Annotated in this window: 21 protein-coding genes; 10 read left to right on the forward strand and 11 right to left on the reverse strand. The window is 69.7% G+C overall.

Translation table 11 applies throughout. The features are described from left to right. Window positions 1-4: 4 nt before the first annotated feature. The 3 genes from JLI01S_RS00085 to JLI01S_RS00095 are packed head-to-tail and all read left to right on the forward strand — an operon-like array spanning window position 5 to window position 2425. Window positions 5-712: an ABC transporter ATP-binding protein gene (locus tag JLI01S_RS00085; RefSeq protein ID WP_068258315.1), complete on the forward strand. Its 708-nt coding sequence runs from the start codon at window positions 5-7 to the stop codon at window positions 710-712. Further along, window positions 705-1460, forward strand: coding sequence for an ABC transporter permease (locus JLI01S_RS00090; RefSeq protein ID WP_068258317.1), 756 nt, complete (start codon window positions 705-707; stop codon window positions 1458-1460). Before JLI01S_RS00085 ends, JLI01S_RS00090 begins: the two co-directional genes overlap by 8 nt. Before the next feature lie 53 nt (window positions 1461-1513). Continuing rightward, window positions 1514-2425 (forward strand): COX15/CtaA family protein, encoded by a 912-nt coding sequence (locus tag JLI01S_RS00095; RefSeq protein WP_068258318.1) that lies wholly within the window; start codon window positions 1514-1516, stop codon window positions 2423-2425. 196 nt (window positions 2426-2621) lie between these two features. On the opposite strand, the gene JLI01S_RS00100 is transcribed toward JLI01S_RS00095, so the two are convergent. Beyond that, complete coding sequence (locus JLI01S_RS00100; RefSeq protein WP_068258319.1) at window positions 2622-3575, reverse strand: heme o synthase; 954 nt, start codon at window positions 3573-3575, stop codon at window positions 2622-2624. Window positions 3576-3889: 314 nt separating this feature from the next. On the opposite strand from JLI01S_RS00100, the gene tkt reads away from it, so the two are divergent. Genes tkt through pgl form a run of 6 tightly spaced genes read left to right on the forward strand, consistent with a single transcriptional unit; the run spans window position 3890 to window position 12128 of the window. Next, window positions 3890-5986 (forward strand): transketolase, encoded by a 2097-nt coding sequence (gene tkt, locus JLI01S_RS00105; RefSeq protein WP_068258578.1) that lies wholly within the window; start codon window positions 3890-3892, stop codon window positions 5984-5986. Continuing rightward, window positions 5983-7122: a transaldolase gene (gene tal, locus JLI01S_RS00110; protein WP_068258323.1), complete on the forward strand. Its 1140-nt coding sequence runs from the start codon at window positions 5983-5985 to the stop codon at window positions 7120-7122. The genes tkt and tal overlap by 4 nt, the downstream gene beginning before the upstream one ends. Next, window positions 7119-8735 (forward strand): glucose-6-phosphate isomerase, encoded by a 1617-nt coding sequence (locus tag JLI01S_RS00115; protein WP_068258324.1) that lies wholly within the window; start codon window positions 7119-7121, stop codon window positions 8733-8735. Before tal ends, JLI01S_RS00115 begins: the two co-directional genes overlap by 4 nt. Further along, window positions 8732-10276: a glucose-6-phosphate dehydrogenase gene (gene zwf, locus JLI01S_RS00120; RefSeq protein ID WP_068258328.1), complete on the forward strand. Its 1545-nt coding sequence runs from the start codon at window positions 8732-8734 to the stop codon at window positions 10274-10276. Before JLI01S_RS00115 ends, zwf begins: the two co-directional genes overlap by 4 nt. Beyond that, window positions 10273-11397, forward strand: coding sequence for a glucose-6-phosphate dehydrogenase assembly protein OpcA (locus tag JLI01S_RS00125; protein WP_068258330.1), 1125 nt, complete (start codon window positions 10273-10275; stop codon window positions 11395-11397). The genes zwf and JLI01S_RS00125 overlap by 4 nt, the downstream gene beginning before the upstream one ends. Beyond that, window positions 11394-12128 carry a 6-phosphogluconolactonase gene (pgl, locus tag JLI01S_RS00130; RefSeq protein WP_068258332.1) on the forward strand — a complete coding sequence of 245 codons (735 nt, stop codon included), beginning with the start codon at window positions 11394-11396 and terminating at the stop codon, window positions 12126-12128. Before JLI01S_RS00125 ends, pgl begins: the two co-directional genes overlap by 4 nt. 72 nt (window positions 12129-12200) lie before the next feature. On the opposite strand, the gene JLI01S_RS00135 is transcribed toward pgl, so the two are convergent. The 10 genes from JLI01S_RS00135 to JLI01S_RS00180 all read right to left on the reverse strand — a co-directional run bounded on the left by JLI01S_RS00135 (window position 12201) and on the right by JLI01S_RS00180 (window position 21308). Next, a complete protein-coding gene (locus JLI01S_RS00135) occupies window positions 12201-12551 on the reverse strand; it encodes an RNA polymerase-binding protein RbpA (protein WP_068258334.1) in 351 nt (116 codons plus the stop codon). 27 nt (window positions 12552-12578) lie between these two features. Continuing rightward, the gene (secG, locus tag JLI01S_RS00140) at window positions 12579-12824 is read right to left on the reverse strand and encodes a preprotein translocase subunit SecG (RefSeq protein ID WP_068258336.1); all 246 of its coding nucleotides are present in this window, start codon (window positions 12822-12824) and stop codon (window positions 12579-12581) included. Window positions 12825-12918: 94 nt separating this feature from the next. Beyond that, window positions 12919-13713, reverse strand: coding sequence for a triose-phosphate isomerase (gene tpiA, locus JLI01S_RS00145; RefSeq protein WP_068258337.1), 795 nt, complete (start codon window positions 13711-13713; stop codon window positions 12919-12921). 1 nt (window position 13714) lies between these two features. Continuing rightward, complete coding sequence (locus tag JLI01S_RS00150; RefSeq protein ID WP_068258338.1) at window positions 13715-14923, reverse strand: phosphoglycerate kinase; 1209 nt, start codon at window positions 14921-14923, stop codon at window positions 13715-13717. 36 nt (window positions 14924-14959) lie between these two features. After that, the gene (gap, locus tag JLI01S_RS00155) at window positions 14960-15967 is read right to left on the reverse strand and encodes a type I glyceraldehyde-3-phosphate dehydrogenase (RefSeq protein ID WP_068258340.1); all 1008 of its coding nucleotides are present in this window, start codon (window positions 15965-15967) and stop codon (window positions 14960-14962) included. Between the two features lie 104 nt (window positions 15968-16071). Further along, the gene (gene whiA, locus JLI01S_RS00160; protein ID WP_068258342.1) at window positions 16072-17055 is read right to left on the reverse strand and encodes a DNA-binding protein WhiA; all 984 of its coding nucleotides are present in this window, start codon (window positions 17053-17055) and stop codon (window positions 16072-16074) included. Window positions 17056-17113: 58 nt separating this feature from the next. Next, on the reverse strand, window positions 17114-18064 hold the full coding sequence (locus JLI01S_RS00165; RefSeq protein WP_068258344.1) for a gluconeogenesis factor YvcK family protein: 951 nt from the start codon (window positions 18062-18064) through the stop codon (window positions 17114-17116). Window positions 18065-18066: 2 nt separating this feature from the next. Then, window positions 18067-18972, reverse strand: a complete 906-nt coding sequence (gene rapZ / locus JLI01S_RS00170) for an RNase adapter RapZ (protein ID WP_068258346.1) — start codon at window positions 18970-18972, stop codon at window positions 18067-18069. Then, window positions 18969-20912 carry an excinuclease ABC subunit UvrC gene (gene uvrC / locus JLI01S_RS00175; protein WP_068258348.1) on the reverse strand — a complete coding sequence of 648 codons (1944 nt, stop codon included), beginning with the start codon at window positions 20910-20912 and terminating at the stop codon, window positions 18969-18971. Before uvrC ends, rapZ begins: the two co-directional genes overlap by 4 nt. A gap of 9 nt (window positions 20913-20921) precedes the next feature. Then, window positions 20922-21308, reverse strand: coding sequence for a Rieske (2Fe-2S) protein (locus tag JLI01S_RS00180; protein ID WP_068258350.1), 387 nt, complete (start codon window positions 21306-21308; stop codon window positions 20922-20924). A gap of 263 nt (window positions 21309-21571) precedes the next feature. Here JLI01S_RS00180 and JLI01S_RS00185 point away from each other — a divergent pair, with 263 nt between their 5' ends. After that, complete coding sequence (locus tag JLI01S_RS00185) at window positions 21572-22750, forward strand: branched-chain amino acid ABC transporter substrate-binding protein (protein WP_174521296.1); 1179 nt, start codon at window positions 21572-21574, stop codon at window positions 22748-22750. The last annotated feature ends 23 nt before the right edge of the window (window positions 22751-22773 follow it).

The following is a 22773-nucleotide window of genomic DNA, read 5'->3' on the forward strand; positions in this document are numbered from 1 at the left end:
TCTCGTGACACGTGCCGTCGTCGTGGAGGACCTGCGCCGCGTCTTCGGCGACACCCGCGCCGTCGACGGGGCCACGTGGGCTGCCGAGACGGGCGAGATCACCTGCGTCCTGGGCCCCAACGGTGCCGGCAAGACGACCACCATCGAATGCCTCGAGGGCCTCCAGCGACCCGACTCCGGGACCTGCCGGGTCCTCGGCACCGACCCCTGGCAGGCAGACGCCGACCACCGGGCCCGAGTCGGCGTCATGCTCCAGGACGGCGGCCTGCCGCAGAGCGTCTCGGCAGCGCGGCTCCTCGGGCACCTGCAGCGGCTCTACCGGACCCACCGCACCGACGAGCTCGTCGAGCGGCTCGACATCACCCCCTTCGCCCGGACGCCGGTGCGCCGCCTGAGCGGTGGGCAACGACAACGCGTCGCCTTGGCCGCTGCGCTGCTCGGTGACCCCGAGGTGGCCTTCCTCGACGAGCCGACCGCCGGGCTGGACCCGCATGCCCGGCTGGCGGTCTGGGACCTGGTCCGGGAGCGCCGCGACGAAGGCGTCGCCCTCGTCGTCACCACCCACGGCTTCGACGAGGCCGAGCGCCTGGCCGATCGCGTCGTCATCCTCGACCGGGGCAGGGTCGTCGCGGACGACACCCCCGCCGCCATCGCCGCAGGCGGCCGGCTCGAGGACGCGTACTTCGCCCTGACCGGAGGGACCCGTGGCTGAGACCGTCCTCTCCCCCGCCGAGCCGCAGCGACGCCGCATCCTCGCGCAGGCACGCTTCGAGGCCGAGATCTTGGCGCGCAACGGCGAGCAGCTCCTCGTCTCGCTCGTCCTGCCCGCCCTGGCCATGGTCGCCCTCATCGCCTCTCCCTACCCGGACCTGCCCGAGCCGCGAGTGGCACTCGTCGTGCCGGGCGTGCTCGCCCTGGCCGTCGTCTCGACGGCATTCACCGGACAGGCGATCCAGACCGCCTTCGACCGTCGCTACGGCGTGCTGCGCCTGCTGGCCACGTCACCCGTCGGCAGCGACGGGCTGCTCGCCGGCAAGGCCGTGGCAGTCGCCGCGGTCGCGCTCCTGCAGCTCATCGTCCTGGGCGCCGTCGGTGTCGCCCTCGGTTGGCGGCCGGACCTCCTCGGTCTGCTCCTCGCACCCGTCTCCGCTGCGCTGGGAGTCTGGGTCTTCGTCGCCCTCGCCCTGCTCCTCGCCGGCGCGCTGCGGGCCGAGGCAGTTTTGGCCCTGGCCAACCTCGTGTGGGTCCTCCTCGCCGGCGTCGGCGGGCTGCTCCTGCCCGGCGACACGGTCGGCGGGCTCGACGCGGTCGTGCGCTGGCTGCCCTCCGGGGCGCTCGGGGACGCCTTCCGCGATGGCCTGACCGGCGCCGGCGTGCCCCTGCTGCCGTGGGCAGTGCTCGTCCTGTGGGGCGTCGGCCTCAGCCTCGCGGTGGTGCGCACCTTCCGCTGGCGGGACTGACCCCCTTCGCCCCCGTGGTCAGGCGCGCTGTGGTTACGACATACCGTAGTGGCGTGCCACAGACCCTCTCCTCGGCAGCTCGCACGTGGCTGCCCCGCCTGCTCCTGCTCAACCTGATCGCTGAGATCGGGATCGTCGTCACGGGAGGGCTCGTCCGCCTCACCGGCTCCGGCCTCGGCTGCCCGACCTGGCCCGAGTGCGTCCCCGGGTCGTACGTGCCGACGGTGGAGCAGGAGGAGGGGATCCACAAGTTCATCGAGTTCGGCAACCGGACGCTCACCGGCGTCGTGGGCATCCTGGCCCTGCTCGTGCTGTGGGGCCTGTACCGCTGGGCCCGTGAGCGTCCCGAGCTGATCCGCGCCGCGTGGGTCGTGCTGGCCGGCGTGGGCGCCCAGGCGATCGTCGGCGGCATCACGGTGCGCACCGGCCTCAATCCGTGGATCGTGGCCTTCCACTTCCTGTGCTCGATGGCTCTCGTCGCCGTCTCGGCGTGGCTGTACTGGCGCCACCAGCAGCCCGGTGGCGCGACCCACTCGCTGCTCCACCCGCTCGTCACCCGTCTGGAGTGGGTGCTGGCAGCGGTCGCGGTCGTCGTCCTCGTGCTCGGCACCGTCGTCACCGGCTCGGGACCGCACTCGGGCGACGCGGACGCCCCGGCCCGCACCGGCTTCGACCCGCGCACCATCTCGTGGCTGCACGCCGATGCCGTCATGCTCTTCATCGGGATCTGCGTGGCCGTCTGGCTGGGAGCGAAGCTCACCGAGCGCGCCGCCGGCCCGGCCCGCGCCTGGTGGCTGGTCCTGATGGTCACGCTCGCCCAAGGCCTGATCGGCTACGTGCAGTACCTGACCGAGCTGCCCGAGGTGCTCGTCCTGGCCCACATGTTCGGAGCCAGCGCCCTCGTCGTCGTCATCGTCCGGGCGGTCGTCCTCTCCCGCACGACGGAGACCCGCCCCGTCGACTGACCCACCCGCTCACACCCGTTGGTTGATGAGCGCCGGCACGGTTGTGTGTTGAACCAGTAGTTGTGGACGCCGGCAGGCCCTGTACAGCCGCCCCGGCCCCCGCGGCTACCACTTCAACACACAACCTTCGGCAGGATGTCCGGGCAGACGAAGGGGGCGGGTGGTGCCGAACCTCTGTGCCCGAGGGAAAGAAGACTCAGGCGAGGCCGGGCAGCGCGAAGTGCAGCAGCGGATCGATCGCGACACCGAGGAACAGCAAGGTCACGTACGTGATCGAGAAGTGGAAGAGCCGCATGGGCTTGAGGACCGACTGCTTGGTCTCGCCTCGCTTGGCCACCGACAGCAGGCGGTGCGCCTCGGCGACGAAGAGCGCACCTGAGACGACGGCCGCCACGAGGTAGATCCAGCCCATGTCGGCCACCGGGATGAGCGCGAGGGAGGTCAGGACCATCACCCACGAGTAGGCGACGATCTGGCGGGCCACGGTCGTCATCTGCCGGACGACGGGGAGCATCGGCACACCGGCCGCTGCGTAGTCGTCGGAGAAGCCGATGGACAACGGCCAGTAGTGCGGCGGAGTCCAGAAGAAGATCACGAGGAAGAGGATGATCGCGGGCCACTCGACGGAGTTGGTCACGGCGGACCAGCCGATGAGGGTCGGCATGCACCCGGCGATGCCGCCCCAGACGATGTTCTGCGACGTCCGACGCTTGAGGATCATCGTGTAGAGGACGGCGTAGAGGACGATCGCGGCGAGCGAGAGCATCGCCGAGAGCGGGTTGACCAGCAACCACAGCCACGCTGTCGCGAGAGCCGTCAGGATGAAGGCGAAGATCAGCGCGCCGCGGGCGGAGGCCTCACCGGTGACGAGCGGGCGGTTCTGCGTGCGACCCATCTGCGCGTCGATGTCACGGTCGTAGACCATGTTGAAGGTGTTGGCCGCCCCGGCACTCAGGCTGCCACCGACGAGGGTGAGCAGGATGAGCGAGAGGGAGGGGACGCCGCGCTGGGCGAGGAACATCACCGGGACCGTCGTCACGAGGAGAAGCTCGATGATCCGAGGCTTCGTGAGGGCGACGTACGCACGCACGGTGCGACGCCACGGACGGGTCGCCGGCGACAGCTCGCGCGTCGACTCGAGAGTGGTCACGGACTGCCTTTGCCGAAGGGGTGGGGTCGGGCCGCGCGGGGCGCTGGCCTGTGGCCCACTCTACCCGTGCCCCGGAGCCCGTCGGGCCCCACCCCACGCGGCGTCGCCCACATCACGCGCGCACTAGTGTGGTGGCGAGCACGCACGCCTCCGCAGCAGAAAGGTCCTCCGTGAGCACGGACACCGACACCTCCCCCAAGGCTCCCGCGAAGAAGGCAGCCAGCAGCGCTGCCCCCAAGGGCACCACTCGCACCGTGGCCTCCGCGAACCCCGCTGGCAAGGCCGGGACCTCCTCCCGCTCCTCCGACCTGCCGATGCCGGTCGCCAAGAAGGCCGGCTGGAAGGACCTGGACGTCCGCGCGGTCGACCTGGGCCGCCTGCTCGCGGCGGATGCCGTGCAGGAGTGCGGCAGTGGTCACCCCGGGACGGCGATGAGCCTCTCCCCGGTCGCCTACCTGCTCTACCAGCAGGTCATGACGCATGACCCGTCCGACCCCACCTGGCTGGGGCGCGACCGCTTCGTGCTGTCCATCGGGCACTCGTCCCTGACGCAGTACGTGCAGCTCTTCCTCTCCGGCTACGGCCTCGAGCTGAGCGACCTCAAGGCGCTGCGCACCTGGGGCTCGTTGACCCCCGGCCACCCGGAGGTCCACCACACGCCCGGTGTCGAGATCACCACCGGTCCGCTCGGGTCCGGCATCGCCTCCGCCGTCGGCATGGCGATGGCGCAGCGTCGCCAGCGCGGGCTCTTCGACCCCGAGGCCAAGGCGGGGACCTCCCCCTTCGACCACACGATCTGGTGCCTCGCCTCCGACGGTGACCTGCAGGAGGGCGTCTCCGCGGAGGGCAGCTCGCTCGCCGGCCACCAGGAGCTCGGCAACCTCAACGTCATCTACGACGCCAACCAGATCTCCATCGAGGACGACACCGACATCGCCTTCACCGAGGACGTGGGTGCGCGCTACCGGGCCTACGGCTGGGAGGTCATCGACGTCGACTGGCGCAAGACCGGCGACGGCAGTGCCTACGTCGAGGACGTCGACGCGCTCTACGCCGCGACCCAGCAGGCGAAGAAGAACACCAAGGCGCCGACCCTGATCGTCCTCCACACGATCATCGCGTGGCCGGCTCCCACCAAGCAGGACACCGGCGCCTCGCACGGCTCCGCGCTCGGCGCGGACGAGGTCGCGGCGACCAAGGAGCTGCTCGGCTTCGACCCGAAGAAGAACTTCCCGGTCGAGAAGGCCGTCCTCGACCACACCCGCGAGGTCACGAAGCGCGGCAAGGCCGCCCACAAGGAGTGGGACAAGAAGTTCACGGCATGGCGCAAGGCCAACCCGGACCGGGCAGAGATGCTCGACCGGATCGTCGCGGGCAAGCTGCCCGCCGGCCTCGACAAGGCACTGCCGACCTTCGAGGCCTCCGACAAGGGCATCGCCACCCGCGCTGCGTCGGGCAAGGTGCTGACCGCCCTCGCCGACGTCATGCCGGAGCTGTGGGGCGGCTCGGCCGACCTCGCCGGCTCCAACAACACGACGATGGAGGGCGAGCCCTCCTTCATCCCCAAGGGCAAGCAGACCAACACGTGGAAGGGCAACGAGTACGGCCGCACCCTCCACTTCGGCATCCGCGAAAACGGGATGGGCATGGCCATGAACGGCATCGCCCTGGAGGGTCTGACCCGTGTGTACGGCGGCACCTTCCTCGTCTTCTCCGACTACATGCGCCCCGCGGTCCGGCTCGCTGCGCTGCAGCAGCTGCCCGTGACCTATGTGTGGACGCACGACTCGATCGGCCTCGGCGAGGACGGTCCGACCCACCAGCCGATCGAGCACCTCGCCGCGCTGCGTGCGATGCCCGGGCTCGACGTCGTGCGTCCCGCCGACGCCAACGAGGTCAGCGTCTGCTGGGGCCAGATCCTCAAGAACACCTCGACCGCGGCGCTCGCCCTCTCCCGCCAGGGCACACCGACGATCGACCGGTCCGAGTTCGCTGCGGCGAAGGGAGCAGCCAAGGGCGCCTATGTCCTCGCCGAGTCGTCGACCGATGTCCCCGACGTCATCCTCGTCGCCACCGGCACCGAGGTCGCCATCGCCATGGAGGCACGGGCCACCCTGGAGAAGGCCAAGGTCGGCACCCGCGTGGTCTCGATGCCCTGCCGCGAGTGGTTCGACCAGCAGAGCAAGGCGTACAAGGACAAGGTCCTCCCGGCTGCGGTGCGGGCCCGCGTGTCCGTCGAGGCGGCGACTCCCTTCGGCTGGCGCGACATCATCGGTGACGCCGGTGAGAGCGTCGCCATCGACCACTTCGGTGCCTCGGCAGACGCCGGGACCCTCTACGACAAGTTCGGCATCACGCCGGCTGCCGTCGTCAAGGCGGCCAAGGCGTCCATCAAGAACGCGAAGGGATGATCGACATGGCACAGCTGCCCACCGCACCTGCACCCATCGCCGCGCTGCGCGAGGCCGGAGTCTCGGTCTGGCTCGACGACCTCAGCCGTGAGCGCCTGCGCTCGGGCAACCTGCAGCAACTCATCAACACGAGCGGGATCGTCGGCGTGACGACCAACCCCTCGATCTTTCAGGCCGCACTGGCCGACGGCGACGCCTACACCGAGCAGCTGACCCAGCTGGCCGCCGAGGGCAAGACCGTGGACGAGGTCGTCTTCGCCCTGACCACGGACGACGTGCGCGAGGCGTGCGACCTCTTCGCGCCGATCTACGAGGCCACCGACGGCGTCGACGGACGGGTCTCCATCGAGGTCGACCCCCGCCTGGCCCAGGACGCGGACCAGACCGCCGTCGTCGCCAAGCAGCTCTCCGAGACGGTGGACCGGCCGCAGGTCTACATCAAGATCCCCGCGACCGAGGCGGGCCTGCCGGCCATCACCGCGACGCTCGCCGAAGGCATCAGTGTCAATGTCACGTTGATCTTCAGCCTGGAGCGCTACCGCGCCGTGATGAATGCCTTCGTCGAGGGCATCGAGCAGGCCCTGACCGCCGGCAAGGACATCTCCACGATCCACTCGGTCGCGTCCTTCTTCGTCTCGCGCGTCGACAGCGAGATCGACGGACGACTGGACGAGATCGGCACGGACGAGGCCAAGGCCCTGCGGGGCAAGGCGGGTCTGGCCAACGCCCGGCTCGCCTACCAGGCCTACGAAGAGGTCTTCGCCACGCAGCGCTGGCAGCGCCTCGAGGCCGAAGGGGGACGCCGCCAGCGTCCGCTGTGGGCCTCCACCGGCGTCAAGGACCCGGCGTACCCGGACACCCTCTATGTCACCGAGCTGGTGGCCGACAACACCGTCAACACCATGCCGGAGAAGACGCTCGACGCGACCATCGACCACGGTGAGGTCACCGGCGATGCGGTGACCGGCACCTACGCGGAGTCGCAGCAGGTCCTCGATGCCCTGGACGACCTGGGCATCAGCTACACCGAGGTCACCGCCAAGCTCGAGCAGGAGGGCGTGGAAAAGTTCGAGAAGGCCTGGGCCGAGGTCCTCGGCGGGGTCGAGACGGAGCTGGCGAAGGCGGCGTCCAAGTGACCAGCCTGTCGGTCGCCGCTGCCGGCGCCGCGGCAGATGCCGTGGCGCAGCACGTCCCGACGCTCGTGGCCGACCGCGTCGCGGGCCGCATCTTCGAGCAGGATGCGACCTTGTGGGGCGCGGCCGCTGAAGACGAGGCGGGCAAGCGACTGTCCTGGGTACGCCTGGCCCGCACCTCGCGCCACCTCGTCGGCGAGGTGTCCGCCCTGCGCGAGCAGCTGCGCGAACAGGGCGTCGACCGCGTCGTCCTGTGCGGCATGGGCGGCTCCTCGCTCGCACCCGAGGTCATCTGTGCCACGGCCGGGGTCCCCCTCGTCGTCCTCGACTCGAGCCACCCGGACCAGGTGCGCGCTGCCGCAGTCGAGCTGGAGCGCACCGTCGTGGTCGTCTCGAGCAAGTCAGGGTCCACGGTCGAGACCGACAGCCAGCGCCGGATCTTCGAGCAGGCCTTCGCCGATGCGGGCATCGACGCCGCGCAGCGGATCGTCGTGGTCACCGACCCCGGCAGCCCCCTCGAGGAGGATGCTCGGTCCAAGGGCCAGCGGGTCGTCACGGCGGACCCCGACGTGGGTGGCCGCTACTCCGCACTCACCGCCTTCGGTCTGGTCCCCTCGGGACTCGCCGGCGCGGACATCGAGGCGCTCCTCGACGAGGCCGAGTCGGTCGCTGACCTCCTCGCCGAGGACGACGAGGCCAATCCGGCGCTGCGCCTCGGCGCCGCGATCGGCGGGACCACGCCGCTGCGCGACAAGCTCTATCTCGTCGATCACGGCACCACCGCTCGGGGTCTGGGTGACTGGGCCGAACAGCTCATCGCCGAGTCGACGGGCAAGCACGGCAAGGGACTCCTCCCGGTCGTGCTGGACTCCCCCGGCCGCACCACTCCCCCGGCAGACGCCACCATCGTGCGCCTCGTGCCCGACGACGGCGACGAGGCCATCCCCGAAGCCCCCTCGACCGTTGATGTCGGTGGATCCCTCGGCGCGCAGTTCCTCCTGTGGGAGACAGCGACTGCGGTCGCCGGCCGGCTCCTCGAGATCAACCCCTTCGACCAGCCCGATGTGGAGAGCGCCAAGCAGGCAGCTCGCGACCTGATGTCCGGCGACGGAGCCACCACGGCCACCGCCGACGTGGCGGACGGCCCGGTGACCATCGCTCACCTCGGTGGCGACTGGCTGGCGGGCGCGGACACGGTCGAGGCAGCAGTCGAGGCACTTCTGGCCCAGCTCGATCGCGAGCACGGCTACGTGGCCGTCATGGCCTATCTCGATCGGGAGGCCGATGCCCCCTTGGCCGAGGTCGCTGATGCACTTGCCGAGCGGGTGCAGCGTCCCGTGACCTTTGGCTGGGGTCCGCGGTTCCTGCACTCCACCGGTCAGTACCACAAGGGCGGACCGGAGACCGGTGTCTACATCCAGATCACCGATGCTCCGCGGGAGGACCTGCCGGTCCCCGGGCGTGACTTCACGCTCGGTGAGTTCATCTCGGCCCAGTCGGGTGGCGACGCGCAGGTGCTCGCCGACCACGGACGACCGGTGCTCGTCCTGCACCTCACCGAGCACGACGCCGGGCTGGCCCGGGTCGCCGAGGCCCTGCGCGGTGGCCGGGCATGAGCCCAGCGCGCGTCACGGCCGAGACCAACCCGCTGCGTGACCCGCGGGACAAGCGACTGCCGCGCATCGCCGGCCCGTGCAGCCTCGTGCTCTTCGGAGTGACGGGTGACCTCGCCCGCAAGAAGCTCATGCCGGCGATCTACGACCTGGCCAACCGTGGCCTGCTGCCGCCGGGCTTCTCTCTCGTGGGCTTCGCGCGACGCGACTGGGCCGATCAGGACTTCGGCAAGGTCGTCTACGACGCCGTCCGGGCGCACGCCCGCACTCCCTTCCGCGAGGAGGTCTGGCGCAGCCTGTCCGAGGGCTTTCGCTTCGTGCCGGGCACCTTCGACGACGACGACGCCTTCGACCTCCTGGCGCAGACCGTGCGCGAGCTCGACGAGCAGCGCGGCACCGGAGGCAACCACGCCTTCTACCTCTCGATCCCGCCTGGCTTCTTCTCCACCGTCTGCCAGCAGCTGCAGCGCTCCGGCCTGGCCACCGGCACCCAGGACGCGTGGCGACGAGTCGTCATCGAAAAGCCCTTCGGCCACGACCTCACGAGCGCCCAGGAGCTCAATGCGATCGTCGAGGAGGTCTTCCCGCCGGACTCGATCTTCCGCATCGACCACTACCTGGGCAAGGAGACGGTGCAAAACCTCCTGGCCCTGCGCTTCGCCAACCAGATGTTCGAGCCGGTGTGGAACAGCCACTACGTGGACCACGTGCAGATCACCATGGCCGAGGACATCGGCATCGGTGGCCGGGCAGGCTACTACGACGGCATCGGTGCCGCGCGTGATGTCATCCAGAACCACCTCCTCCAGCTGCTCGCCCTCACCGCGATGGAGGAGCCGACCAGCTTCGCCGCGGGTGCTCTACGTGCAGAGAAGGAAAAGGTGCTGGAGGCGGTCCGTGTCCCCGACGACCTCGGCCGCGGGACCGTCCGCGGCCAGTACGCGGCAGGCTGGCAGGGCGGCGACAAGGTCATCGGCTACCTCGATGAGGACGGTGTGGCTGCCGACTCGACGACCGAGACCTATGCGGCCCTGCGGCTGGACATCGACACCCGCCGATGGGCCGGGGTGCCCTTCTACCTGCGCACCGGCAAGCGCCTCGGTCGCCGGGTGACCGAGATCGCCGTCGTCTTCAAGAGGGCACCGCACCTTCCCTTCAACGACACCGAGACGGAGGAGCTGGGCCAGAACGCCGTCGTCATCAGGGTCCAGCCCGACGAAGGGGTGACCATGCGTTTCGGCGCCAAGGTCCCGGGCAACCAGATGGAGGTCCGCGACGTGACGATGGACTTCGGCTATGGGCGAGCCTTCACGGAGTCGAGTCCGGAGGCCTACGAACGCCTCATCCTCGACGTCCTGCTGGGCGACCCGCCGCTCTTCCCCCGTCACGAGGAGGTCGAGCTCTCCTGGAAGATCCTCGACCCGATCGAGCGCTACTGGAGCAAGCAGAAGGGTCGCGTCGAGCAGTACGGCGCCGGCACCTGGGGACCACCCTCGGCCGACACGATGATGCAGCGTGACGGACGCAGCTGGAGGATGCCGTGATCGTCGATCTGCCCAACGCCAGCACGTCGGCGATCAGCCAGCGCCTCATCGAGATCCGTGGGGACGTGGGGGCCATGGCCCTCAGCCGCGTGCTCACCCTCGTGCTCGTCGTCCCCGAGGACGACGCCGAGGATGCGCTGGCGGTCGCCAACTCGGCGAGCCACCAGCATCCTGCGCGGATCATCTGCGTGATCATCGCCAACTCGCGTGGCAAGGCGCGTCTCGATGCCCAGATCCGGGTCGGTGGCGATGCCGGCGCATCCGAGGTGGTCGTCCTGCGTCTCTACGGGGAGCTCACCCGGCACGCCCGCAGCGTCGCCACGCCGCTCATGCTGCCCGACTCACCCGTCGTCGCCTGGTGGCCCACCGAGGCACCCAAGGACCCGGCCGCCGACCCCGTCGGGGCCATGGCCCAGCGCCGGATCACCGACTGCGCTGCTGCTGAAGGGACCTCGGCGACCCTGAAGCGGCTGGCCCGCACCTACGCACCGGGCGACACCGACCTTGCCTGGAGCCGGATCACGCTCTGGCGTGGTCTGCTGGCCACGACGCTCGATGGGCCTCCCTTCGAGCAGGTCACCGCAGCGACGGTTGTCGGCGGCGAGGACTCCCCGTCGGCCGACCTGCTGGCCGGATGGTTGCAGCACCGCCTACGGTGCCCGGTCTCCCTCGTCCGCTCCCGCTCGGGATCCGGGATCGTCAGCGTGCGTCTGGAGCGGGCCTCGGGGCCGATCGACCTCGTGCGACCGCTCGCCGAGGACACGGCGACACTCGACCAGGCCGGCCAGCCCCGTCGGGCGATCGCGCTCGCCCCGCGCTCCGATGCCGAGTGCCTGGCCGACGAGCTGCGCCGTCTGGACCCCGACGAGGTCTACGAGGACGCCCTCACCCGTGGCCTGCCCAAGGTCACCCGGCGTCGGATGACGATGACCGATGCCGTCGAGGACGGTCTCGTCCCCTCGCCCAGCGAGGCCCGACGGGCGGCAGAGCAGCTCGTTGACTCGTCCAAGAAGGCCCTGCGCAGCGCCATGGTGGAGGCTGCGCCCGAAGACGCGAGCTCGAGCACCGAGGCCGTCAAGACCGCGGTGCTCGACCGTCTCGACACCACCGACCCGGCATGAGCGGGGCCGGACCGCTCGTCCTGATCCACCCGGACGCGGCCGGCGTGGCTGCCATGGCGGGCGGTCGGCTCCTCGCTGCAGTGCAGGAGGCTGTCGTGGAGCGAGGCGCTGCGCACGTGGCGCTGACCGGCGGCTCGATGGGCTCAGCGCTCGTCGCCGCCCTGGCTGAGCACCCGCAGAGACAGATCGTGGACTGGTCCCGTGTGCACGTCTGGTGGGGCGATGAGCGGTATCTGCCCGCCGGCGACGCTGACCGCAATGACACGCAGAACGACCGCGCGGGCCTGACCCGACTGGGCTTGCTCCCGGAGCACGTCCATCGGGTCGCGGGACCGGACACCTCGAGGTCGGCGGAGGAAGCTGCCGCAGCGTACGAGCAGGCCCTGCGCGACCACGGCGCGGGGATGTGGGACATCGTCCTGCTCGGGGTCGGCCCCGACGGACACGTCGCCTCCCTCTTCCCCGGGCACCCGGCCCAGCTGACCGACGATGCCCTCGCGGTCGCGGTGCACGACTCCCCCAAGCCGCCACCGGACCGGGTGTCGATCACGCTCACCTGTCTGGGCAACTCCCGTCAGGTCTGGTTCGTCGTGGCCGGCGCTGACAAGGCGGACGCCGTGATGCACGCAGTCGTCGGCGCGCCGGCCCAGCAGAGCACCGCGGCGCAGGTCCGTGGTCTCGAGCGCACCCTGTGGCTGGTCGACGAAGCCGCAGCCTCGCTGCTGACCTGACCCGGCCAGACGGACGAAGGGCGGCACCTCCATCAGGAGGTACCGCCCTTCGTCCGTGCTGTGGTCAGCAGGTCACTGGATCAGGCCGCGGTCGCGCAGCTCACCCAGACGTTCGTCGAGGATGGCCTCGCCCTCGGTGTCGGAGCGACGCTCCTTGACGTAGGCGAGGTGGGTCTTGTAGACCTCCGCGGTCGGAGCTGCCGGCGGGTTGTCCTTGTCCTGCCCCGCGGGCAGGCCGCAGCGCTTGCACGGCCACTGCGCAGGGATCTCCACGCTGGCATCGACCGAGAAGGACGGCGTGACCTCGTGGCCGTTGGCACACCAGTACGTGACGAAGGCTCGCGGGGCGGCGTCGCCACGCTCAGCCTCGCCCATGGGTCCGGCGCCGATACGGCTACCGCGGATCGCGCTGCCACCTGCCATGCGAGCTCCTGGTGTGTGAGTGACGCGTCAGGCGTCGAAGCGGTCGAGGAGGCCGATGCCGACGATGGCCGTGAACCAGATCAGTCCCATGATCACGGTGAACCTGGAGAGGTTGCGCTCGGCGACGGAGGAACTACCCAGGGACGCTGACATGCCGCCACCAAACATCTCGGACATGCCACCGCCCTTCCCCTTGTGCATGAGGATGAGCAGGGTGAGGATCAGGCCGGTGATCACGAGGATCACCTGCAGTCCGATGCGGACGGCGTTCACGCGATCAGGTCCTTGTCGGTCGGGTCATTCGGTCCGGGTGCCACCGTGGTGGCAGCGCCCGCGTCAGGATACCCCGCGAGGCTGCTCAACACGGTCAGGCGGTGAGGTGCTGCTGGTAGCGGCAGATGGAGGCGAACTCCTCAGGCTGCAAGGAGGCACCGCCGACGAGGGCGCCATCGACATCAGCGCCGGCCATGATCGAGGCGATGTTGCCCGACTTCACCGAGCCGCCGTAGAGGACGCGCACCCTGTCGGCCGTCTCGGACGAGTAGATCTGTGCGAGCTTGCCGCGGATGGCCGCGCAGACTTCTTGAGCGTCCTCAGGAGTCGCGACCTCACCGGTGCCGATGGCCCACACGGGCTCGTAGGCGACGACGAGCGTCTGCGCCTGCTCCGGGGTGATGCCGGCCAGGCTTCCCTCGATCTGGGCCAGCACGTGGTCGACGTGCTCGCCGGCCTGACGCACCTCGAGGCCCTCGCCCACGCAGACGATCGGCACGATGCCGTGGCGGTAGGCCGCGACGGCCTTGCCCGCGACGACCTCGTCGCTCTCTCCGTGGCCGTCGCGGCGCTCGCTGTGGCCCACCGTGACATAGGTGCACCCGAGCTTGGCGAGGAAGGCACCCGAGATGTCACCGGTGTAGGCACCGGAGTCGTGGGGGCTGAGGTCCTGGGCGCCGTAGCGCAATGCCAACCGGTCGCCCTCCACGAGGGTCTGGACCGACCGGAGGTCGGTGAAGGGAGGCAGGACGACGACTTCGACGCTGGCGACGTCGTGCTTGGCGTCACGCAGGGTCCAATCGAGCTTTTGGACCAGGTGGGTGCCCTGGAGGTGGTCGAGGTTCATCTTCCAGTTGCCCGCCATGAGCGGGGTACGTGCCGGGGCCATGTCAGCCCTCCTCATCCTCGAAGACGGACAGTCCCGGCAGGTCCTTGCCCTCGAGGTACTCGAGGCTGGCGCCACCGCCGGTACTGATGTGGCCGAAGTCGCTGTCGCCAAAACCGAGTTGACGCACCGCGGCCGCGGAGTCACCGCCACCCACGACGGTGAGGGCTCCCCCCTGCGTCGCCTCGACCAGGGCTCTGGCCACGGCCTCGGTCCCGGCCGCGTACGGAGCCATCTCGAAGGCGCCCATCGGGCCGTTCCAGAAGACGGTGCGGCAGTCGGCCAGCGTGTCGGCGAAGTGCCGAGCCGACTCCGGGCCGATGTCCAGACCCATGCGGTCGGACGGGATCGCGTCGGCAGCGACGACGTCGTGATCGGCCTCTGCGGAGAACTCGGTGGCGGCCACGATGTCCGTCGGCAGGATGATGTCGACGCCATCGCGCTGTGCGCGCTCGAGGTACTCCGAGACCGTGTCGAGCTGGTCCTCCTCGAGGAGGCTCTTGCCCACCTCGTGCCCCTGCGCCTTGAGGAAGGTGAAGACCATGCCACCACCGATGAGGATGCGGTCGGCCGTCCCGAGCAGGTTGTCGATGACGCCCAGCTTGTCGCTGACCTTGGCACCACCGAGGACGACAGCATAGGGCCGCTGCGGATCCTGCGTCAGCCGCTGGAGGACGTCGACCTCGGTCTGGACGAGGCCGCCCATCGCTGCGGGCAGACGCGTGGCGATGTCGAAGACCGAGGCCTGGGCGCGGTGGACGACTCCGAAGCCGTCCGACACGTAGGCGTCGGCGAGCCCGGCGAGCTCGTCGGCGAAGGCACCGCGCTCGGCCTCGTCCTTGCTCGTCTCCCCGGGGTTGAAGCGCAGGTTCTCGAGCAGGGCGACCTGGCCGTCCTCCAGACCCTCGACGGTCGAGCGGGCCGAGGCACCCACGGTGTCCTCGGCGAAGGCGACATCCTCACCGAGGAGCTCGCCGAGACGTGCGGCGACCGGCGCCAACGAGTACTGCGGGTCCGGGGCTCCCTTGGGCCGTCCGAGGTGGGCACACACGACGACGCGCGCGCCGGCCTGCGTCAGACGGGTGATGGTCGGCAGCGATGCTCGGATGCGCCCGTCGTCGGTGATGGTCTGCCCATCCAGCGGGACGTTGAGGTCGGAGCGGACGAGGACGCGCTTGCCACGCAGGTCGCCGAGATCAGCGAGGGTCTTCACGGGGTGGGATGCCTTTCGGGTGGTGCGGTCGATGGTTCACAGCGATGCGCCGACGTGGACGACGAGATCGACGAGGCGGTTGGAGTATCCCCACTCGTTGTCGTACCAGCCGACGACCTTGACCTGGTTGCCGATGACCTTGGTCAGTCCGGAGTCGAAGATACAGCTCGCGGGGTCCGTCTCGATGTCCTTGGACACGATCGGGTCGTCCGTGTAGACCAGCTTGCCCACCAGCGGGCCCTCGGTCGCCGCGGCACGCATGATCTCGTTGACCTCGTCCACCGTGGTCTCCCTGGCCGCCTCGAAGGTCAGGTCCGTGACGGATCCGGTCGGGACCGGAACCCGCAGGGCGTAGCCGTCGAGCTTGCCCTCCAGTTCGGGCAGCACCAGCGCGACCGCCTTGGCGGCCCCGGTGGAGGTCGGGATGATGTTGAGGCCGGCAGCGCGAGCCCGCCGCAGGTCCTTGTGCGGGCCGTCCTGCAGATTTTGGTCCGCGGTGTAGGCGTGGATGGTCGTCATCAGGCCCTTGGTGATCCCGAGCCCGTCGTTGAGCACCTTGGCCATGGGGGCCAGACAATTGGTGGTGCACGAGGCATTGGAGATGATCGCGTGCTCGGCACCGTCGTAGAGGTCGTGGTTGACCCCCATCACGATCGTGATGTCGGCGTTCTTGGCGGGCGCCGAGATGATGACCTTCTTGGCACCGCCCGTGATGTGGGCGCGGGCCGCGTCCCCGTCGGTGAACAGACCCGTCGACTCGATGACGACATCGACGCCGAGGTCGTCCCACGGCAGGTCAGCGGGATCCCGCTCAGCCAATGACGTGATGAGTCGCCCGTCGACGCTGATCCCGCCGTCGACGACCTCGACGTCGCCGGGGAAACGCCCGAGGATCGAGTCGTACCGGAGCAGATGCGCTTGGGTGGCGTCGTCCCCCAGGTCGTTGAAGGCCACCACCTCCACGTCTGCGCCTGACGCCATGACGGCGCGGAAGAAGTTGCGGCCGATCCGGCCGAAGCCGTTGATGCCTACACGAACAGTCACTGTGGGGTGCCTCCCTGGGAGATTCCACGATCGCCGCGGGTGCGGCTCCGTTCACCTTCACCCTATGGCCTGCATCACGTACGCGGGGGCCGCCCCACCCGTGATCAGCCGTCGAGCATGTCCGAGGTCAGGGTGGATTCGGTCCCGGGGATGCCCTCGTCCTCGGCCCGCTTGTCGGCCATGGCCAGCAGGCGCCGGATCCGACCGGCCACCGCGTCCTTGGTCATCGGCGGGTCCGCGCGCTGACCGAGCTCCTCGAGCGAGGCCTCCTTGTGCTCCAGACGCAACTGCCCCGCCTCACGCAGGTGGTCGGGCATCTCGTCGCCGAGGATCTCCATGGCCCGCTGCACGCGAGCGCCGGCCGCGACGGCGGCCCGTGCCGAGCGCCGCAGGTTGGCGTCGTCGAAGTTGGCCAGGCGGTTGGCCGTGGCCCGCACCTCCCGGCGCATCCGGCGCTCCTCCCAGGCGAGCACGGCCTCGTGCGCACCCAGCCGCGTGAGCATCGCGCTGATGGCGTCACCGTCACGGATGACCACCCGGTCGATCCCCCGGACCTCGCGAGCCTTGGACGGGATCTCCAGACGTCGTGCGGCTCCGACGAGCGCGAGCGCTGCCTCCTGCCCCGGGCAGGTGATCTCGAGAGAGGAGCTGCGCCCCGGCTCGGTCAGCGACCCGTGGGCGAGAAAGGCGCCACGCCAGGCGGCCTCGGCGTCGCACTGGGAACCCCCGACGACTCGAGGAGGCAGACCGCGCACGGGCCGCCCGTCGGCGTCGATGATCCCCGTCTGACGTGCCAGCGCCTGACCGTCCTGGCTCACCCGCACCTTGTACCGGCTGCCCTTGCGCAGCCCCCCGGCGGCGAGCTGTTCGATGGGGTCGCAGTCGTAGCCGTAGAGCTCCTTGATGTTCTTGCGCAGGCGTCGCGCGATCTGGGCCGTGTCGAGCTCCACCTCGATGACGATCCGCCGGTTGACCAGGTGCAACCCGTTGGCGAAGCGGAGCAGGCTGGCGACCTCCGCCTTGCGGCAGCAGGTCTTGGTCACCTCGACTCGACTCAGCTCGTCCTTGACCTTGTCGGTCATCGCCATCGGTGGGTTCCTTCCACGTCGTCTGCTGTACAGGCTGTCGCTACGTGCGTCACCCGGGTCACGAGAGGATGTCACGATAGGCCGCGGCGAGCCGCAGCGTGTCATGCTCCCCGGCACGGTCGAGCCGCGCGAGCGGGGCGACGGCCAGGTCAGCCCCCAGTGTGCCGCAGGCCTCGACGAGGCGATCACGATCGTCGATCGTCGTCGGATCGGTCAAGACCGTGTCGAAGCGCAGCTCGGGGGCGAGGGCGTGCAGCGTCTCGATGTGTCGAGTGGCCGAGAACCCGCGGGTCTCCGCGGTGTGCATCTGCAGGTTGAGGGTCAAGACCTTGTGTGCCCGCGCTCGCGTCAGCGCCTCACGCAGCTCCGGGACCAGCAGGTGCGTGAGGACCGACGTGTACCAGGAGCCCGGTCCGAGGATGATGTGGTCGGCCTCGTCCACGGCTGCGACCGACTCCGGTCGAGCCGGAGGGTCGTCAGGGACCAGCGAGATGGACTGCACCAGGCCCTGGGTACGGGCGACGGCCACCTGACCACGCACCGTGGTCGAAGCCGCCGGGTCAGCCTGGTCCAGGCCGGTGACCTCCGCCAGCAGCTCGAGCGGGACCGCAGCCATGGGCAGTACCCGGCCCCGCGCGCTCAGCAGGCGGCCGACCAGGTCCAAGCCGGTGACCGGGTCGTCGTGCAGCTGCCACAGGGCGACGATGAGCAGGTTGCCCAGCGCGTGGCCGGACAGGTCACCGTCACCCGTGAAGCGGTGCTGCAGGACGTCGCCCCATGTCTGGCCCCACTCGCTGTCATCGCACAGCGCCGTGAGTGCCATCCGCAGATCCCCCGGCGGCAGGACGTCGTAGTCGTCACGCAGGCGACCGGAGGAGCCACCGTTGTCCGCCACGGTGACGATGGCGGTCACCTGCTCGCAGACGAGGCGAAGGGCGGACAGGCTGGCGGCCAACCCGTGCCCACCGCCGAGGGCGACGACCCGCGCGGATCGAAGGGCATCCACCACGGTCACTCCTGTCCCAGATCACGGTGGACGACGAAGGTGGTGACCTCGTCGGAGGCGAGCCGCGCTGCGACGGCCTCCGCGATGGCGACCGAGCGGTGCTTGCCGCCCGTGCACCCGACGGCGAGGGTCACATAGCGGCGGCTCTCCCGCAGATATCCCGCGATGACCGGCTCCATGAGGGTCTCGACACCCTCGATGAACTCCTGGGCCCCCGGCTGGGAGAGGACGAACTGCGCGACCTGGGTCTCCCGTCCCGTGTACGGACGCAGCTCGGGCACCCAGAAGGGGTTGGGCAGGAAGCGCATGTCGAAGACGAAGTCGGCGTCGAGCGGGACACCGTACTTGAAGCCGAACGACAGGACGGCCAGGCGCAGTCGCTCGGAACGCTCGTCGGTCATGAAGAGGGGGCTGATCTTGCGGCCGAGCTGGTGGACGTTGAGCCCTGAGGTGTCCACGACGCTCTCGGCCGTCGCCCGGACGTCGGCCAGGACCTCACGCTCACGCACGATCGCATCCAGCAACCGTCCAGCGCCCTGGAGGGGGTGCGGTCGCCGCACGCTCTCGAAGCGGCGGACCAGGGCCTCGTTGGTGGCATCGAGGAAGATCAGGTGCGTGCGCCAGCCGCGCTCCTTGAGCAGGCGGATCGACTCGGTGAGGGTGTCGAAGCCCTGTGCACGCACGTTGAGCACGATGCCGATGCGCTCGATCGGGCTGTCGCCGACGAGCTTGCCCTCACGCTCCGCAGAGACCTGCAGCAGGTCCGGCAGGAGGCTGACGGGCAGGTTGTCGATGACGTACCACCCCTGGTCCTCCATGACCTTGCCCACCGTCGAGCGGCCGGCGCCGCTCATACCGGTCACGACGACGATCTCGGGTCCGGGCAGCTGGACGGTCTCGGTAGCGCTCACGTCGGGTCTCCTTCGTCGAGGACCTCACCGGTGGTGAGGTTCACGGCGGGTGCTGTGGTCTCTGCGGCCAACTCTGCCGCAATCCTCTCCGCGAGTGCAGGTCCGATGCCCGTGGTCGTCGCGAGCTCCTCCGCGCTCGCCGCCCTGATGCGCTTGACGGAGCCGAAACGGGCCAGGAGCGCACCCCGCCGAGCGTCGCCGAGGCCGGGGATCCCGTCGAGCGCGCTGCGGGTCATCGACTTGCTGCGGCGTTCCCTGTGGAAGGTGTTGGCGAAGCGGTGCGACTCGTCGCGCAGACGCTGCAGGAGGTAGAGCGCCTCGCTGGTGCGCGGGAGGATCACCGGGTGGTCGTCACCGGGGAGCCAGACCTCCTCGAGACGCTTGGCCAGGCCCACGAGAGCCACGTCGTCGACGCCCAGCTCGTCGAGGACCTGCTGGGCAGCCGCGACCTGGGGGGCACCGCCGTCGACGACGACGAGGTTGGGCGGGTAGGCGAAGCGGCGTGCCTCTCCCGTGTCGGGGTCGGTCGCCTCGCGCTCGCGGTCCTTCACGTGCCGTTGGAAGCGGCGGCTGAGGACCTCGTGCATCGCGGCCGTGTCATCGGTGCGCCCGTCGACATCGCCGCGCACGATGAAGCGACGGTACTCCCCCTTGCGGACGAGTCCATCCTCGAAGACGACCATCGAGCCGACGACATCGCTGCCCTGCACATGGCTGATGTCGTAGCCCTCGATGCGCAGGGGGGCGTCGTCCAGCCCGAGGGCCTCCTGCAGCTCCTGGAGGGCCTGACTGCGCGCCGTGAGGTCGCCGGCCCGGGCCACCTTGTGCCGAGCAAGGGACTGCTGGGCATTGCGGGCAACCGTCTCCATGAGGGCCCGCTTGTCACCACGCTGCGGCACGCGCACGGTGGATCCGCTGCCCCGCCTCTCGCTGAGCCACACGGCAACCTGATCCGCATCAGGGGGCAGCACGGGCACGAGGACCTCCCGGGGGACGCTCTCGCCCCCTTCGCCGCCGTAGACCTGCTGGAGCAGGTGCTCGACCAGCTCGGGCAGGTCCTCGGCGTCCTTTTCGGCGACCCATCCGCGCTGACCGCGGATGCGTCCCCCGCGGACGTGGAAGACCTGGATGGCGACCTCGAGCTCGTCGTCGGCGAGGGCGAAGATGTCGGCGTCGGTCCCGTCGGAAAGGACGACCGCCGACTTCTCCAAGGCCTTGGTCAAGGCGGCGACATCGTCGCGCAGACGCGCCGCCTGCTCGAAGTCCAGGTCCGCGGCCGCGCTCCGCATCTCACGCTCGAGGCGGCGCACGAAGCGGGCCGTGTCCCCGGCGAGGAAGTCGCACAGCTCTCGGGCCAGCGCCCGATGCTCCTGCTCGCTCACCCGTCCCACGCACGGTGCAGAGCACTTGTCGATGTAGCCGAGCAGGCAGGGGCGGCCGGACTGCTCGGCCCGCTTGAAGACTCCCTTGCTGCACGTGCGCACCGGGAAGACCCGCAGCAGTAGGTCGAGCGTCTCGCGGATCGCCCACGCATGCGTGTACGGACCGAAGTAGCGCGTCCCCTTGCGCTTGGCACCGCGCAGGACCTGGGCCCGAGGAAACTCCTCACCCATCGTCACCGCGAGATAGGGATAGGACTTGTCGTCGCGGTACTTGACGTTGAACCGCGGGTCGTACTCCTTGATCCAGGCGTACTCCAGCTGCAGGGCCTCCACCTCGGTGGAGACCACCGTCCACTCCACGCTCGCACCGGTGCGCACCATCCGGGAGGTCCTGGGATGGAGGGCGGAGATGTCCTGGAAGTACGAGGACAGACGTGAGCGCAGCGACTTGGCCTTCCCGACGTAGATGACCCGGCCGTGCTCGTCGCGGAATCGATAGACACCGGGGTCTGTCGGGATCGACCCCGGAGCGGGTCGGTAGGTTGCCGGGTCTGCCACCCTCCGAGCCTACGAGACGACCACGTCAGTGCCGTCGACGGTCGCGGTCCGCACGGTCAGTCCCTCGGCGGCTGGGCCCTGCAGCACGGACCCGTCGGCCAGCGCGAACTGGCTGCCGTGGCAGGGACAGACGATCGACTCGGTCGTCACCTGGTCGACAGCACAGCCTTGGTGGGGACAGCGCGCGGCGAAGGCCTTGAAGTCTCCGGCCACGGGCTGGGTGATGACGACCTGACCCCGGACGAGGCCCCCGCCCTGGGGCACCTCGCTCGCCGGGACCCGCACGGCGGCGCCCTCCCCCGTGTCGGCATCGTCCTCGGACGAGCAGGAGCTCAGCGCGCTCGTCCCGCCGAGGCAGGCTGCGAGACAGATGGCGCTCCGGCGGGTGGTCGTCATGGTGGCCTCCTGGGCACGTGCGTGGGGGAAACAGTGTCATCGTCCCACCCTCCTGCCCCGAGGACAGATCTTCAGGACTTGGTAACGAGCCGGATACGGTCTTGCCAACTGAGACCGATCTCGCGTCCAACAGGCCTACATTCCCTCCACAGCCTGCGACACCGAAGTCGCTGGCCGCGGCCGCATGGCCAGACCCCTAATCAGGAGGACACGTGAATAGGCGTTCCGTCATCTCAACCGGTGCGACGCTCCTCGTCGCATCCATGGCCTTGACCGCATGCGGAACCCGCGGCGGTGACGGCGGCGGCTCTGGCGACGGAGGCGACAGCAGCGACAAGGTCGTCAAGATCGGCGTCATCTCGCCGCTCTCCGGTGACCTCTCCGCCCTCGGTCTTGGCATCCAGCACTCCGTCGAGCTCGCCGCCAAGCAGGCCAACGAGTCCGGTGATCTCGGCGACTGGAAGATCGAGGTCGTTCCCGAGGATGACGAGGGCAAGCCCGAGGTCGGCAAGAACGCCGCCTCCAAGCTCGCCTCCGACAAGGACGTCATCGGCGTCGTGGGCAGCCTGAACTCGTCCGTCGCCGGACCGGTCCAGCCGATCCTCGACAAGGCGAAGATCACCATGGTCTCCCCGGCCAACACCAACCCGACGCTCAGCCGCGGCGCGAAGCCCGCCGAGGCCCCCGAGCGCGTCTACGACAGCTACTTCCGCACCTGCACCACGGACGACGTCCAGGGGCCCTTCGCTGCGCGTTACCTGTACGAGAAGGCCGGCATCAAGGAGCTCGCCACGGTCCACGACAAGAAGACCTACGGCCAGGGTCTCGTCGACGCCTTCACCGCGGAGTACAAGAAGCTGGGTGGCAAGATCGTCGCCGCCGAGACGATCAACCCGGACGAGGACAAGTTCTCCGCGGTCGTCTCCTCGCTGAAGGCCAAGAAGCCCAAGGCGGTCTACTACGGCGGCGAGTACCCGCAGGCCGCACCGCTGAGCCAGCAGATGAAGGCCGGCGGCCTCGACGTCCCGCTCATGGGTGGTGACGGCATCTTCTCCGGCGAGTACGTCAAGCTCGCCGGCAAGAACGCCGTCGGCGACCTGGCGACCTCCGTGGGCGCCCCGACCGAGAGCCTCGACGCGGGCAAGAAGTTCCTCGAGGACTACGAGACCGCTGGCTACAGCGACCCCGCTGAGGCCTACGGTGCCTACGCCTACGACGCCGGCACCGCGCTCATCGAGGCGATGAAGGTCTCCCTCAAGGACGCCGAGACGGTCGAGGACGCCCGCCAGGGCACCATCGACGCCATGAAGGACGTCTCCTTCGACGGCGTCACCGGCAAGGTCGCCTTCGACGAGTACGGCGACACCACGACCCGCATCCTCACCGTCTACGAGGTCAAGGGCAACGAGTGGGCGGCCGTCAACACCGAAGAGTTCAAGTGATCGATCTGATCTGACCGCCAGGT

The sequence above is a fragment of the Janibacter limosus NBRC 16128 genome, assembly GCF_001570985.1.
Taxonomy (GTDB): domain Bacteria; phylum Actinomycetota; class Actinomycetes; order Actinomycetales; family Dermatophilaceae; genus Janibacter; species Janibacter limosus.